The sequence below is a fragment of the Sphingobium chungbukense genome, from assembly GCF_001005725.1.
In the GTDB taxonomy this organism is placed as follows: Bacteria; Pseudomonadota; Alphaproteobacteria; order Sphingomonadales; family Sphingomonadaceae; genus Sphingobium; species Sphingobium chungbukense.
In genome coordinates this window covers 69,051-83,838 of sequence record NZ_LBIC01000010.1, presented here as the reverse complement: position 1 = coordinate 83,838, position 14,788 = coordinate 69,051, and the positions used below count along the sequence as shown (strand labels likewise).

The window sequence follows — 14,788 nt, the reverse complement described above, 5'->3', positions numbered from 1 at the left end:
GAACGCTCCGGTGTATCTCGATCGTCCCAGCAGGCGCGAATTCTGCACCATGATACCAACGCCCCGCGCGCACCGCTTGCCGCTACCTGTTATCGTCACGCGTGTTCTCGGTGTCAGGATGCCGATCCTCCAAGATCCTAATCGACGCGCCCTCAAGATCCTCGAATTGCCCGGACCGCAGCGCCCAGAAAAAGGCGACCAGCCCGCTCGATCCGAGCAGCAGCGCAACCGGAATCAGGATGGCGAGCCCGTTCACGATGCAGCCGAACGCAGGCGCAAGGAATTGCAGACGACGACGATCGACGAGCAGGACATCGCGATAGCCGCGATCAGCGGAGTCACCAGCCCGGCAAGCGCCAGCGGGATGGCCAGGAGATTATAGGCTATCGCGATCACGAGGTTCTGGCGCACGAGCCGCATCGTGCGCCGCGCGGCCCTAACGGCCCTCGCGACGGGCATGAGCGATTCCCCGAGAAACAGCAGGTCGGCGGCCGATTGCCCCACGTCGCTCGCAGCGGCAGGCGCGATCGAGACATGAGCCTGTCGGAGGGCAGGCCCGTCGTTGAGGCCATCGCCGATCATAAGCGGCTTGCGGCCGCGTTCAGCCAGAACGTGTATCGTTTCCGCCTTCTCAGCCGGGGTCAGCTCCGCCAGACCCTGGATATCAAGCGCCTCCGCCAACGCGGTGACCGTCTGACTCCGGTCACCGGAAAGGATGCGTGATTCCATCCCAAGCTCCGCGAGGGATTGCAACGTTGCGAGCGCCTCGGGCCGAATCCGGTCGCGAAAGGTCAGCAGCACGGGTGCGGCCGGTTCCAGCATGAAGGCGGTACGCAGCAACGTATCGTCACTGATCTCGCTGACATCGAGGCCAAGCCAGTCAGGTCGTCCCAATCGCGCGCGACGATCTCCAAATCGCCCTTCGACCCCGAGGCCGGCGACTTCGGTAATCGCACTGGCAGCAAGATATCCGGCGTCCCCGTCCTCCATAGCGTCCGCCAGCGCCGCGCCAAGCGGATGGCGGGTCGAGCGCGCCAACGTGAGCAGCGCCGCCGCCGCTTCCGGCGCGAGAGACGGCAGTTCGACAAGTTCCGGACGTCCAAGCGTCAAGGTTCCGGTCTTGTCGAAGATGGCGATGTCCGCCTCGGCCAGGCGTTCAAGCGCGGAATCGTCTTTCACGACAATGCCGCGCCGCGCCAGCGAGCCGACCGCCACCACTTGGGCGACAGGAACCGCGAGACCCAGCGCGCAGGGGCAGGTGATGATGAGCACAGATACCGCCACCATGATCGCCTGATGGATACCAGCGCCGGCAACCAACCAACCTAAAAAGGCAAGAGCCGCGAGGCTGTGGACGAACGGCGCGTAGATCCGGGCAGCGCGATCGGCGATGCGGACATAGCGCGAGCGTCCCTGCGATGCCGCCTCCATCAGCCGGCCGATCTCGGCCAGTGCGGTATCCTTACCGCTGGCGGTGATCCTCACGGTCAGCGCACCATCGAGGTTGAGCATCCCGGCAAGGATTTCGTCGCCGGCCTTCGCCCGAACCGGCAGGCTCTCGCCCGTCACCAGCGAGCGGTCGATGTTCGACGCCCCCTCTACAACGATGCCGTCGGCGGCAGATCGCTCCCCCGCCGCGACGATGATCCGCATCCCCGGCGCCAGTTCGTCGGTCGGTCGCCAGTGGCTGAGCCCATCGGGCGAAAGCACGAGCGCCTTGGTCGGCCGCTGCTTCTGGAGCGCGATGACGCTGTCATGGGCACGCCGGCGCATCGAGGCATCGAGATAGCGACCGGCGAGAAGGAAGAATATCAACGTCAACGCGCCGTCAAAATAAGCGTGCGGCCCCCCGACGATCGTCTCATACAGGCTGTAGGCGGCAGACAGGATGATGCCGACGGACACCGGCACGTCCATGTTGGTCTGCCATCGCCGAACGGCTGTCCAGGCACTGCGGAAGAACGGGCGGCCGGAATAGCTGATCGCGGGCAAGGCGATCAACGCCGAGAGCCAATGGAACAGATCGCGGGTCGACCCTTCCGCCCCGACCCAGACCGAGACCGACAGCAGCATGACGTTCATGGAAGCGAAGGCGGCCACGGCCAGTGCCCGGAGCAGACCCTTGCGCTCGTCCGGAATATTGACGAGTTCGTCGTCTGTCACCCGCTCCGCCTCGAAGCCGAGCCGGCCAATCGCTTCGCGCAGAGCCGTGTCCGACAGGGCCGACCCATGCGTAATCCGTAGCCGCTTCAGGCCGAAATTGACGCGCGCGTCGACGATCGACTGTTCACGCACCAGGCCGCTTTCAAGCTTGGAGATGCAGCCCGCACAATGGATTCCGGGCACATTGAACAGGCTGATACGCTGGTCGGGAGGGCCTGCAATCGCGGCGCGGCGGCTCATGGGCGAAGATCCTTCTCGAACCGCGCCAGGTCGCGCCGCGCATCCCAGACCGTGACTCGCGCGAGCCAGCGCCCGGGCGGAAGCGCGCGCGCTGTTACGAAGGCATCCCCATCCCGGGAGAAGGCCAACGGCTGCTCGGGCGTGCGCCCAAGCGGATGAGTGGCCGACCCTGTCACCTGAAGCTGCGATGTTGTTCCGTGTGGAGCATATAGCACGACCCGGACCTGTCCCGACGCCATGCGCGTGATGTCGGCCCTCCAGCCGCTGGCCTCCTGCCGCTTCGCCGTGTCCAGCCAATGGTTGAACTTCTGGCCGGCGACATAGCTGTCGTCGACGACCGTTCCCCCAAAAGTCTTCACGGCGAGCGTCGCCATAACGAGATTGACCGCAATCACGACGCCGAAAAAGCCTATGATGATTGCCGTCATGTGCCAGCCGGTGAAGCGGGTCACGGCTGACCTCCCGGTCGCTCGATGGCGCTGATACTGCTGTCACTGCCTCCTTCCTCATCGAGGGCGCGCAGCGTGAAGCGAAGGTCTTCGCGGGCGGCGCCTTCCGAGGGCACCGCAACAAACAGGCGGATTTTCGTGACCGAATCTGCCGGAGCCTCGACCTGGATGCTTGTCGCGGCCGTCTCACGGCTCCCCTGCTCGCCCCAGAGCACGGCGTTCCCGGGGCCGGCGATCGCCACTTCCATGGGCCGTGGCCGGCTCTCCATATTGCGGATACCGATGGTGTAGCTGTTGCGAACCGCACCGTCGGAGAGGCGTACCGAGATCGGATTACGGTCCTGGATGACACTGATATCGATACGCGAGCGCTGGCCGAGCACCAACAGCATGGCGAGGCCGATCCCCGCCCAAAGAAGGAAATAGATCAGCGTCCTCGGCCGTAGCAGGCGCTTGACCGCCGGTTGCGGGACGCCGCCTTCCTGGGCCAGCTTTGCGTCGAGCACGGTCGTATAGCCGATCAGCCGCTTGGGACGTTCGAGCTGATCCATGACCTTGTCGCACGCATCGATGCACAGACCACAGGTGATGCAGCCGAGCTGCGAACCCTCGCGAATATCGATGCCGGTCGGACAGACCGCGACACAGGCATTGCAGTCGATACAGTCGCCGGCGTTCAGGCTGCCATCGGGCCGTGTCTTCAAACCGAAGATGGCGGCGAGGTCCGCGTCGCCCGTTGCGGCCGGGAGGGGCTGGCCTTGTGCGGCGACGGTGGAACGTTTGAGGCCGCGCGTGCGCGGCTCGCCGCGCCAATGCTTGTAGGTGACGACAAGTGATTTCTCGTCGACCATCGCCGCCTGGATGCGCGGCCAGGGGCACATGTAGATGCAGACCTGCTCGCGCAGCAGCCCGCCGAAAATATAGGTGGTGGCGGTCAGGACGCCGATCGTGGCATAAGCAACGACTGGCGCCGAACCATGAAGCAGATCACGCAACAATCCCGGCGCGTCGGCAAAGTAGAATATCCAGGCGCCGCCGGTCAGAATGCTGATCGTAAGCCAAATGGCATGCTTGAGCACCCGCCTCGCGAGTTTGCCTGGCCCCCACGGGGCGCGCTGCAGCTTGATCTGGGCATTGCGATCGCCGTCGATGAAACGCTCGACATGGACGAACAGATCGGTCCAGACCGTCTGGGGGCAGGCATAGCCGCACCAGGCGCGGCCTACCGCGGACGTGACCAGGAACAGCCCGATCCCCGCCATGATGAGAAGGCCGGCGACATAATAAAATTCGTGGGGCCAGATCTCGATCGAGAACATGTAGAAACGCCGATGCGCGATATCGACGAGCACCGCCTGATCGGGCGCATAGGTCCCCCGATCCCAGCGTATCCAGGGCGTGGCATAGTAGATACCCAGCGCCACAATCATAACCGCCCATTTCAACCGCCGATAGGTGCCGTCGACAGCCTTGGGAAACACCTTATGCCGCGCCTCGAACAACGCCGGCGCCGGGTCTGTTGAGTCAATCTTTGACATCTTGAGTTGCCTTTCCGGCGGCTGCCGGTCGTGCCGTCGCCTTGTCCGGAAGCGCTTCGCCGCCTCCGAGCGCATGGACATAGGTGGCGAGCATCTTGATCGTCACAGGATCGAGCCGCGCGCCCCATGCCGGCATCACGCCGTAGCGTGCATTGGTCACGGACGCGGTGAGCGCGTCGCGGTCGCCTCCATAGAGCCAGATCGCGTCAGAGAGTTTGGGCGCGCCAAACTGGCGATTGCCCTCACCGCGAGTCCCGTGACACACCGCGCAATTGTCCGCGAATATCTTCGCGCCACGCTGTGCGGAGGGGCTTGCCTGCTCTTGTTTCGAGATGAGGCGGACATAGGAAACGACGTCGCTGACCTCCTCGGGTTGGAGTATCCCGTCGCGGCCGAAGGCCGGCATTTGCGAGAGACGCGTCTTGTCATGATCGGGATTCCGCACGCCGTGGGCGATCGTGTAGTGGATCTCGGCGATATTGCCCCCCCACAACCAGTCGTCGTCGTTGAGATTGGGATAGCCCTTGCCTCCCGCCGCACCCGACCCGTGACACTGAACGCAGTGCACCTTGAAGGCAGAGCGTCCCCCCTCGACAGCAGCCTCGAACAATGCAGGATTGTCTGGAATTTGCTCGATCGGAGTGCGATCGATGGCGGCACGGATTGGCGCTTTTTTCAGTTGGTCGGCGGCCAGTTCCTTTTCGAACTGCCCATGGCTGCTCCAGCCCAGAACGCCCTGTGTGGCGCCGTGGACTAGCGGCCACGCCGGGAACAGCACCACATAAACGACGCCCCAGGCGATGCTGGCATAGAAGGCCCATAGCCACCAGCGCGGCATTGGGTTGTCGAGTTCCTCGATGCCATCCCATTCATGACCGGCGGTAGAGACGCCTGTCACCTCGTCGATACGTTTCTTATCGGCCACGGCCGGTCTCCTTCGGCAGGGTCGGGTCGTCTTCGAAGATTATCATGGCCGCGCGCTCATGCGCCGCGCGCGCGCGGCGCCGGAACGTCCAGGCGACAGCTACGACATAAGTGGACGCCATGAAGAAAAAGCCGAAGCCGGCAGCGAAATCGCGAACGCTCTCGTAGCTCACCGCGGCTGCTCCTGCGCCTTGGCGGCATCGAAGTCGACGAGCGTTCCGAGCATCTGGAGATAGGCGACCAGTGCGTCCATCTCCGTCACGGCGTCTGGATTGCCGTCGAAGTCGCGGACCTGCGCCCTGGGATAACGCTTCAGCAGATCGTCATGATCGGCATCCGGATCGACCTGGGCGAGGAGATCGGTCTCGGCATTGCGGACAGCGTCGTCGGAATAGGGAACGCCGGCGCGGCGAAGAGCGGTCAGATGATCGCCGATTCCCTTCACGGCGAGCGGTCTTTCCGCGAGGAAAGCATAAGGCGGCATCACCGACTCTGGCACGACCGCGCGCGGGTCTTTCAGATGCTGGACATGCCACTCGTCCGAATAGCGTCCGCCGACGCGGGCGAGATCCGGGCCGGTCCGCTTCGATCCCCACTGGAAGGGATGGTCATACATGCTTTCGGCGGCCAGGCTGTAGTGACCATAGCGCTCTACCTCGTCGCGGAACGGACGGACCTGCTGGCTGTGGCAGCTATAACAGCCCTCGCGCACATAGATGTCGCGCCCGGCCAGCTCGAGCGGTGTATGGGGACGCACGCCATCGACCTTCTCGACAGTGCTGTCGATCCAGAAGAGAGGCGCGATCTCGACAATCCCACCGATCGCGACCGCGATGAAGGCGAGGATTGCAAGGACAGTAACGTTGCGCTCGATGCGCTTATGCTGATCGACGATCCGGGTGGCCATCTCTGCGCTCCTATTCCGCTGCCACAGGCAGGATCGGGCGATCCCGGGCCGGGTCGAAGGCGGGGTTGTTCATGGGGGCCTCACGCCGCTGGCGGCCGATGATCGTGAGCCAGATGTTGCAGATCATCACGGCTCCGCCGGCAAGGTAAAGGACGCCGCCCATCGCACGGATGAAATAATAGGGCTTCATTGCGGCCACGACTTCGGCAAAGGCGTAGACGAGGTAACCGTTACTTCCATATTCGCGCCACATCAGGCCTTGCATGATGCCGGCAACCCACATCGACGAGGCGTAGAGTACGATACCGGCGGTCGCGAGCCAGAAGTGCCAGTTGACCATGCGGATCGAATAAAGCCGTTGGCGACCCCACAGGCGCGGAGTCAGATAATAAAGCGCTGCAAAGGTAATCATGCCGTTCCAGCCGAGCGCGGCGGCATGGACATGACCGATCGTCCAGTCAGTGTAGTGCGACAGGCTGTTGACCGCCTTGATCGACATCATCGGCCCCTCGAACGTGGCCATGCCGTAGAAGGCGAGCGCAAAGACCATCATGCGGATGATGGGATCTGTGCGGATCTTGTCCCACGCGCCGTTCAGCGTCATCAGCCCGTTGATCATGCCGCCCCAGCTCGGCATCCACAGGATGACCGAAAAGACCATGCCCAGCGTCTGCGCCCAGTCGGGCAGCGCGGTATAGTGAAGATGGTGCGGACCTGCCCAGATGTAGATGAAGATAAGCGACCAGAAATGCAGGATAGAAAGCCGGTAGCTATACACCGGCCGCTCTGCCTGCTTCGGCACGAAATAATACATCATCGCCAAAAATGGCACGGTCAGGAAGAAGGCAACCGCGTTGTGGCCGTACCACCATTGCGTCAACGCATCCTGCACGCCAGCGAACAAGGAATAGGATTTGGAGCTGAAGATGCTGACCGGGATCGCCAGATTGTTGACGACGTGCAGCATCGCGATGCTGATGATGAAAGACAGGTAGAACCAGTTGGCGACGTAGATATGCGGTTCATTCCGCCTCGCCAGCGTGCCGATGAACACGACACCATAAGCTACCCACACGACGAGCAACCAGAGATCGGCGATCCATTCAGGCTCGGCATATTCGCGCGATTCAGTGATTCCCAGGACGTAGCCGGACGCCGCCAGCACCAGGAAAAGCTGATATCCCCAGAAGACGAAGCGGGCGAGCGAGGGGAAGGCCAGGCGCGCGCGGCAGGTGCGCTGGACGACGTAGAAGCTGGTCGCGATCAAGGCGTTTCCGCCGAATGCGAAGATGACCACCGAGGTGTGGAGCGGCCGTAGACGCCCGAACGTCGTGAACTCGCTGCCGAAGTTGAGGGCCGGGAAGACGAGTTGGAGCGCGATGAACAGTCCGGCTGAAAAGCCCGCGATCGCCCAGAACACCGTTGCCAGCACACCCCAGCGAATCGGATCATCGTCGTAGACATCGACCCGTTGCGGCGGCCGCACGACAAGGCCCGCCATCGCCTCGTAGTCCGCGCGGTGCATGGTAACCGCCGCGCCGCCGAGCGCGACGATCATGATAATTATCATTTGAACCGCATAGGCGTGATCCTTCGCCAGTGCGGCAGCGACCAGCGCCAGCAATGCCACCACGAGCCAGAGGCCCACCTTTGCCAGCAGTTTCTCCTGAGTCATGTCGGATCGTCGCTTTCGTGGTCATCAGATCCCGCACAGAGGCGGTTGTGTTAGGGAGCGCAGAGACGCGCGGTTCAGGACGGCGTGCGCGTCGGTCTGCAACGGCGCTCAAAGAGTCGATGGAGACCGATCATTTGCTTGCGCTCACGATGCGCAGCGGGTGCGGACGACAAGGCTTGCCTCGATCGCTGACAGCAATTGGTCATTCTCCGCTCTCGTGCCGATGCTGATGCGCAACCGCCCGCGGAGACGCGGGACATCGAACCAGCGCACATGAACACCCTGGCTGGCGAGCAAGGCGTGCAGCGTCTGCGCATCACCGAACGCGGAGGGAATGTCCGCGAGCAGGAAATTGGCTTGGGAGGGCAGTGTCACGATGCCCAGATCGCCCAACTCCCGTGCGACCCGATCTCGCTCCTCGCGCACCAACTGCCAACTCGTCCGCGCATGCCCCATGTCAGCAAAGGCCGCGCAGCCAAGATGCTGGGCAATCACGTCGACATTGTAGCTGTCCCGCACTTTTGTAAGCATCGGGGTGACGAGGCTCTCTCGGCCCAGACCATAGCCAAGACGAAGGCCCGCCAGCGAATGGCCCTTGCTCAGGGTCCGCACGATAAGGAGATTGGCGGTCTGATCGATGAGCGATACGATATCATGCGCCTGCGTCGGATCGACAAAATCGATATAGGCCTCGTCCACCAGCAGCACGCCGCGAAACTCTGCCGCTAACCGAGCAATCGCACGAGCCGACAGGAGCGCACCTGTGGGTGCTTGCGGATTGGCCAGGAACGCCAGCTTGGCGCCTGCTTTATTCCAGCGTGCGGCGATGTCTGTGGGAATCGTCCAATCGTCCTCGAGCGCGACCCGGGCGACCGGACAATCCTGGATTTGAGCAAGCACTCCATAGAGACTGTAGCCCGGCTCGACGAGGCCAATGGCATGGCCGGGCGCGCCAAATGTCGTCACAGCCAGTCGGAGCAATTCATCGCTGCCATTAGTGACGATGACCCGGTCCACCCCACACTCATGATAATCTGCGATCGCGCTCCGAAGCCTTGTCGCCAGTGGGTCAGGATAGCGCTGAAGCATGGCCGGTGTGATCTCCGACAAGGCGCGCATGACCGCGTCGCCCGGGGCGAGCGGGTTTTCGTTCGTATTGAGCTTGACCGCCGGTGCCGCCGGCCTCTCACCGGGCACATAGCCTGCCATGCGACGGATATTGGCGCGCTCATGCATTGCGGGAGCGCCCATCGTCGCGGGACCGCACGGGTATCGGCGCCGCGGACTTGCGCGCGACCCACGGCCAGCGGCGCGCAGCCGCATCGTCATAGCCCAGGTTGAAGACGGTCAGGCTCTTCTTTGGCCGATCCCGTCGTTCGTAAAGCGTCCCGAAAAGCCGATCCCAGGCGAAATTGGTGATACCGTAATTGCCGTTCTCGTCATGGAAATGATGCGCGAGATGGCGCGCCTTCATCTGAGCGAGAAGTGCGTTGCGCGGCTTGTAGGGCAGATGCTCGACGCAATGGACGAACTCATAGAGGCAGGTGATGAGCAGGCCGGCGGCAAACGCAGCCATAGCCGCACCGAAGCCTCCAATCAGCCAGCCGATCGGTATGGTAGCCGCCGCGATCGTAGGGAGCGTCGTATATAACGCACCGAACAGCACCTCGAGATGGTTCGGATCGATATGGTGGTCGTAGTGGATGCGCTTCCAGACACCGGCGGTCAGCGGCGACTTGAACATCCAGCGGCTGTGCAGCACCCAGCGATGCAGGACATACCAGACCAGCGGATAGATGACGCCCGCGACAATGACCGCGGCGGCGTTCTGGAAGAAAGACGACGGACGCATCCAGGCCAGGGCACCAGAGCCGAACGCGAGCAGGAGATAGGCCCACACCGCCGGATATTGAAAGAAAGCGACTGTCAGGCCGCGAAGCGTCATGCGATCGAGCTGATGCCGACGCTTCCAGATCCGTTGCTCCATATTATGGTCTTTCCACCTCTTCACGCGCCGAACCGCACGACGCCCGGCTAGGGGGCAGACGTGGGGGAGCCGGTGAGCGCCGGAAAGTGGGTGGCGCATCAATCGTGCGATTCGACAGATATTATATGCACATTGAATGCATACACTGTCAATTCAATCCTGCTAGACAACGAGGGAGGACATGGCTGGTGACTGTTCCAGCAGGTCGAGAATGGTGGACAGGCTGTCCGTCAGACGTTCGCGCGTCGTGGATGCGCCCAGCCCAAGACGAACCGCCTCGGCAGGGTGCACGATCGCAAAGGAATCGCTCGGTACAACACCGATGCCGGCCTGCCGCAGTCGAGCGGCGAACTCCCCGCGCGTCCAGGGCGATGAGAGCGGAAGCCAGGAATGAAAGGCATTTTGAGCGGTCACCAGGCCATGAGGGCCGAGCAGGCGATCGGCGATCGCGCGTCGCGCTTCGGTTTCCGCCCGGATGGCGGTGACCACCTGATCCGCCAAACCCGTATCGATCCAGCGTGATGCGATGGCGGCCCCCAGTGGCGAGGCTATCGACGTCGCGGCCCGTATGGCGCCGGAAAGTCTTACTGAGGCCCGCAGGTCCGGCACGACCACATAGGCGATCCGCAGCGCGGGCGACAGGCATTTTGAAAGCCCAGCGACATGATAGACACTCTCGGGTGCTAGTGCGACGAGCGGCGGCAGCGGGCTTTGCGACAGCTTCCCATAGGCGTCATCCTCGATGATCTGCACGCCATATTCCCGTGCGATCGCGACAATCGCCATGCGACGCTCGAGGGACATGGTCGCCGTCGTCGGATTGTGCAGTGTCGGGGTACAATAGAGGATGCGCGGCTGGCGGGTTCGGCACACCGTCCGGAAATCGTCTGGATCAAGCCCCTCGTCGTCGATTGCGACGGGCGTCAGTTCGATGGAAAGATGCGCCGCGAGCGAGCGGAAACCAGGGTAAGTCAGCGCCTCGACCGCGACCGGGCCGTCCTTTGCGCCAAGCGCGGTGACGAGCGAAAGCAGTGCGCTCTGCGCGCCCGGACAGACCAGCAGGCGATCGGCCGAGAGGTCCGGCAAGCGATCCGCCAGCCAGTCGACCCCTGCCTGCCGGTCTATCGCCGTGCCCCCGACATCCTGATACCGCATGATCAGGTCCATGCCGCCATCGGCTTCGAGATCGCCTATTCCCGCCCAGAGCTGCGCACTCAGAGCCGCATCGTCGAACTTGGGCGGCAGGTTCATCCCCATGTCCACCAGCCCCGAGGCCAAGCTCGCCGCAGGGCGGCTGCTGCGGCCAGCGCGCACATAGGTGCCCTGCCCCACCCGGCCTTCGACCAGCCCGCGCTTGGTCGCTTCCTTATAGGCGCGGCTGACCGTGGTGAAGTCGATGTCGAGCACCTCCGCCAGCGCCCGCTGCGGCGGCAACCTGTCGCCCGCGACGAGAACGCCCTTCTGGATATCGGTCGCGAGCACTTCTGCGATGGCGAGATAGAGGGGACTAGCCCCCTCCTGAATTGTTGGACGCCATTCGTGTGCGGGTCGTGCGTCTTCCATTGTGCAAGCTTTCGTGTCCATATATATGGATATTGTATGTTGCATTGATTCGGTGCAAGTCCGAAGTGTTCCTCCACCCCGGCAAGGGATAGCAGAAGCAAGGCAAAGACCATGGATTATGTTGCACGGTTTGAAACGCTGATCGGTGAAATGAAGCTCGACGGGCGCTATCGCACCTTCATCGAGCTGGAACGCCTCGCAGGCGAGTTCCCGACTGCCTTGCGACGCGAACCCGATGGTTCGGCGCGCCGTGTCACTGTCTGGTGCAGCAACGACTATCTCGGCATGGGCCAGAACGCCGAGGTGCTGGCGGCAATGCACGGCGCCATCGACCAGTTCGGGGCGGGCACCGGCGGCACGCGCAACATTTCGGGCACGAATCGCAGCCATGTCGCGCTGGAGACGGAGCTTGCCGATCTTCACGGCAAGGAAGCCGCGCTGATCTTCACCTCGGGCTGGATTTCGAACCTCGCCGCGCTCGGCACGCTGGGCCGCGTGCTTCCCAACTGCGCGATCTTCTCGGACGCACTCAACCATAATTCGATGATCGAGGGCATTCGCCGCTCGGGCGCCGAGCGCTTCATCTTCCGGCACAACGATGCCGCCCACCTCGATGAGCTGATGAGTGCGGTTGATCCCGATCGGCCGAAGATCGTGGCCTTCGAGAGCGTCTATTCGATGGACGGCGATGTCGCGCCGATCGCCGCGATCTGCGACGTGGCCGACAAGCATGGCGCCATCACCTATCTGGACGAAGTCCATGCCGTCGGCCTCTATGGCCCGCGCGGCGGCGGCATCGCCGAGCGCGAAGGACTGTCGCACCGACTGACGGTGATCGAAGGCACGCTCGCCAAGGCGTTCGGGGTGATGGGCGGCTATGTCGCCGGTTCCGCGCTGCTCATCGATGTGATCCGCAGCTGCGCCGACAGCTTCATCTTCACCACGTCGATCTGTCCGCATCTGGCCGCGGGCGCCGCTGCCGCGATCCGACACCTGAAGGACAGCGGCGAGGAACGCGCCCTCCAGCAGGCAGCGGTGGACAAGCTGATCGTGATGTTGCGCGCCGCCGACATGCCCGTTCCCGACACGCAGAGCCATATCGTGCCGCTGATCATCGGCGACGCGCATCTCTGCAAGGCGACCAGCGACCTGCTGCTCGCCAGCCACGACATCTATGTCCAGCCGATCAACTATCCGACCGTCGCGCGCGGGCAGGAGCGGCTGCGGCTGACGCCCACGCCTTTCCACACCGAGGCTCATATGAAAGCGCTGGTCGACGCACTGGTCGATGCCCGCGCTCGCCTGGGCTGGAACAACCGGCTGCTCGCCGCCTGAAATAAGGACGAACCATGGCTACCCACTATGTAACGGCCAGCCGGCTGCGCGATGGCGCGTCGGTATGGCTCGGTGACGCTGCAACCTGGGTCGACAAGATCGAGGGCGCGCAGCGCTTCGAGGACGACGCGCTTGAAACGGCGCTGGAAGCCGCGCGCGCGGATCAGGCGGACCATCGCGTGGTCGATGTGCATCCCGCGCCGGCCCCCCTCACCTATCGCGAGCAGATCCGCACCCAGGGTCCGAGTGTCCGTGCTGACCTCGGAACCCAGGCGGGGCGGCCGGCACGCGCCGACGTCCTCCCCCCTCCTCCGTCGGAGCTTGTCCGGTCGCCCTATGCGGGCATCTATCGCTATGACGAATATGATCGCCAGTTCCTGCGCGATCGCGCCGCGCAGTTCCGCCAGCAGGTCGAGCGGCGGCTTTCGGGCGAATTGACCGAGGACGAGTTCAAGCCGCTCCGCCTGATGAACGGCCTCTATCTCCAGCTTCATGGTTATATGCTGCGCGCCGCGCTGCCCTATGGCGTGGTGAGCGCCGCGCAGATGCGCCAGCTTGCTTATGTCGCCCGTCATTTTGACCGCGGCTATGGGCATTTCACCACCCGCCAGAACATCCAGTTCAACTGGATCCGACTGGAGGACACGCCTGACATCCTCGCGCTGCTGGCCGAGGCGGACCTGCACGCCATCCAGACCAGCGGCAATTGCGTCCGCAATGTCACGACCGACCATTTCGCCGGTGCGGCGGCAGAAGAAGTGATCGATCCGCGCCTGTTCGCCGAGATCCTGCGGCAATGGTCGACGGACCATCCCGAGTTCACCTATCTGCCGCGCAAGTTCAAGATCGCGATCACCGGCGGCCCGATCGACCGCGCGGCAATCCACGTTCATGACATCGGCATCATGGCCCATCGCAACGACGCCGGCGAACCGGGCTTTTCATTCCATGCCGGCGGTGGGCTCGGGCGCACGCCAGTGATCGGCGTGCGGGTGCGCGACTGGCTGCCGGTCAAGGACTTGCTGCGCTATGTCGAGGCGATCCTGCGGACCTACAATGCGCTCGGTCGGCGCGACAACATCTACAAGGCACGCATCAAGATCCTTATCAAGGAAATGAAGTCCGACGCCTTCATCCAGATGATCGAGGATGAGTTCGCCGCGATGCCGGAGGACTATAATGTCCTCGATTCCGAGATCATCGCTTCGCTGCAGGCGCGGTTCGTCGAGCCGCCCTTCGAGAGCCTGCCGCCTGTGTCTGCGTCGCTCGACGCCGCCTGCGCGAAGGACGCCGCATTCGCAGCATGGGTGGCAACGAATAGCTATCCGCACCGCGTGGCGGGCTATACCTGCGCGACCGTCTCGTTGAAGCCGACCGGAGGCATACCGGGCGACATCACCGCCGAGGAGATGGAGCGGGTTGCCGATCTGGCCGATGCCTATTCCTTCGGCGAACTGCGCGTGTCGCACGAGCAGAATCTTGTCCTGCCTCATGTCCGGCTCGACGATTTGTATGCGCTTTGGTCCGGGCTGGTCGAGGGCGGTCTCGCCAGCGCCAATATCGGTCTGGTGACGGATATCATCTCCTGCCCGGGGCTCGATTATTGCAGTCTCGCCACGTCGCGCTCGATCCCTGTCGCCCAGCGCCTCGCGGAGCGGTTCTCCGCCCCCGAGCGCCAGCGGGAGATCGGGCCGCTCGATCTCAACATCTCCGGTTGCATCAACGCCTGCGGCCACCACCATGTCGCGCATATCGGCCTGCTCGGCGTCGACAAGGCTGGCGAGGAATATTACCAGATCACGCTCGGCGGCGCGTCCGACGACAAGGCGTCGATCGGTTCGATCATCGGACCGGCTGTCGCCTCGGAGAAGGTGGTCGATACGATCGATGCGATCGTCCATGCCTATATCAAGCGCCGGGAACCCGGTGAGCGGTTCATCGACACCTATCGCCGCCTGGGCGCCGCGCCGTTCAAGGCAGCGGCCTATGCCGGTGATTGAGAGGAGG

13 protein-coding genes are annotated in these 14,788 nt (G+C 63.4%); 2 read left to right on the top strand and 11 right to left on the bottom strand.

Features of this window, described 5'->3' with window-relative positions; genetic code table 11:
- Positions 1–82 precede the first annotated feature (82 nt).
- The 11 genes from ccoS to YP76_RS20255 all read right to left on the bottom strand — a co-directional run bounded on the left by ccoS (position 83) and on the right by YP76_RS20255 (position 11,446).
- The gene (gene ccoS, locus YP76_RS20305) at positions 83–256 is read right to left on the bottom strand and encodes a cbb3-type cytochrome oxidase assembly protein CcoS (protein WP_046765430.1); all 174 of its coding nucleotides are present in this window, start codon (positions 254–256) and stop codon (positions 83–85) included.
- A complete protein-coding gene (locus YP76_RS20300; RefSeq protein WP_046765429.1) occupies positions 253–2,403 on the bottom strand; it encodes a heavy metal translocating P-type ATPase in 2,151 nt (716 codons plus the stop codon). Before YP76_RS20300 ends, ccoS begins: the two co-directional genes overlap by 4 nt.
- A complete protein-coding gene (locus YP76_RS20295) occupies positions 2,400–2,855 on the bottom strand; it encodes a FixH family protein (protein WP_052757521.1) in 456 nt (151 codons plus the stop codon). The genes YP76_RS20300 and YP76_RS20295 overlap by 4 nt, the downstream gene beginning before the upstream one ends.
- Positions 2,852–4,390: a cytochrome c oxidase accessory protein CcoG gene (gene ccoG, locus YP76_RS20290; RefSeq protein ID WP_046765428.1), complete on the bottom strand. Its 1,539-nt coding sequence runs from the start codon at positions 4,388–4,390 to the stop codon at positions 2,852–2,854. Before ccoG ends, YP76_RS20295 begins: the two co-directional genes overlap by 4 nt.
- A complete protein-coding gene (gene ccoP / locus YP76_RS20285; protein WP_046765427.1) occupies positions 4,377–5,315 on the bottom strand; it encodes a cytochrome-c oxidase, cbb3-type subunit III in 939 nt (312 codons plus the stop codon). The genes ccoG and ccoP overlap by 14 nt, the downstream gene beginning before the upstream one ends.
- The gene (locus tag YP76_RS20280) at positions 5,305–5,487 is read right to left on the bottom strand and encodes a CcoQ/FixQ family Cbb3-type cytochrome c oxidase assembly chaperone (protein WP_046765426.1); all 183 of its coding nucleotides are present in this window, start codon (positions 5,485–5,487) and stop codon (positions 5,305–5,307) included. Before YP76_RS20280 ends, ccoP begins: the two co-directional genes overlap by 11 nt.
- On the bottom strand, positions 5,484–6,221 hold the full coding sequence (gene ccoO / locus YP76_RS20275; RefSeq protein ID WP_046765425.1) for a cytochrome-c oxidase, cbb3-type subunit II: 738 nt from the start codon (positions 6,219–6,221) through the stop codon (positions 5,484–5,486). Before ccoO ends, YP76_RS20280 begins: the two co-directional genes overlap by 4 nt.
- Before the next feature lie 10 nt (positions 6,222–6,231).
- A complete protein-coding gene (ccoN, locus tag YP76_RS20270; protein ID WP_046765424.1) occupies positions 6,232–7,896 on the bottom strand; it encodes a cytochrome-c oxidase, cbb3-type subunit I in 1,665 nt (554 codons plus the stop codon).
- A gap of 144 nt (positions 7,897–8,040) precedes the next feature.
- A complete protein-coding gene (gene hisC, locus YP76_RS20265; protein WP_052757520.1) occupies positions 8,041–9,132 on the bottom strand; it encodes a histidinol-phosphate transaminase in 1,092 nt (363 codons plus the stop codon).
- A complete protein-coding gene (locus YP76_RS20260; RefSeq protein WP_052757519.1) occupies positions 9,125–9,883 on the bottom strand; it encodes a sterol desaturase family protein in 759 nt (252 codons plus the stop codon). The genes hisC and YP76_RS20260 overlap by 8 nt, the downstream gene beginning before the upstream one ends.
- 162 nt (positions 9,884–10,045) lie before the next feature.
- Positions 10,046–11,446, bottom strand: a complete 1,401-nt coding sequence (locus tag YP76_RS20255) for an aminotransferase-like domain-containing protein (protein ID WP_046765421.1) — start codon at positions 11,444–11,446, stop codon at positions 10,046–10,048.
- A 111-nt stretch (positions 11,447–11,557) separates the two neighbouring features.
- On the opposite strand from YP76_RS20255, the gene hemA reads away from it, so the two are divergent.
- Entirely contained in the window at positions 11,558–12,781 is a 1,224-nt protein-coding gene (gene hemA, locus YP76_RS20250; protein ID WP_046765420.1) for a 5-aminolevulinate synthase, read from the top strand.
- 14 nt (positions 12,782–12,795) lie between these two features.
- Positions 12,796–14,781, top strand: coding sequence for a DUF2849 domain-containing protein (locus YP76_RS20245; RefSeq protein WP_046765419.1), 1,986 nt, complete (start codon positions 12,796–12,798; stop codon positions 14,779–14,781).
- Positions 14,782–14,788: the final 7 nt, after the last annotated feature.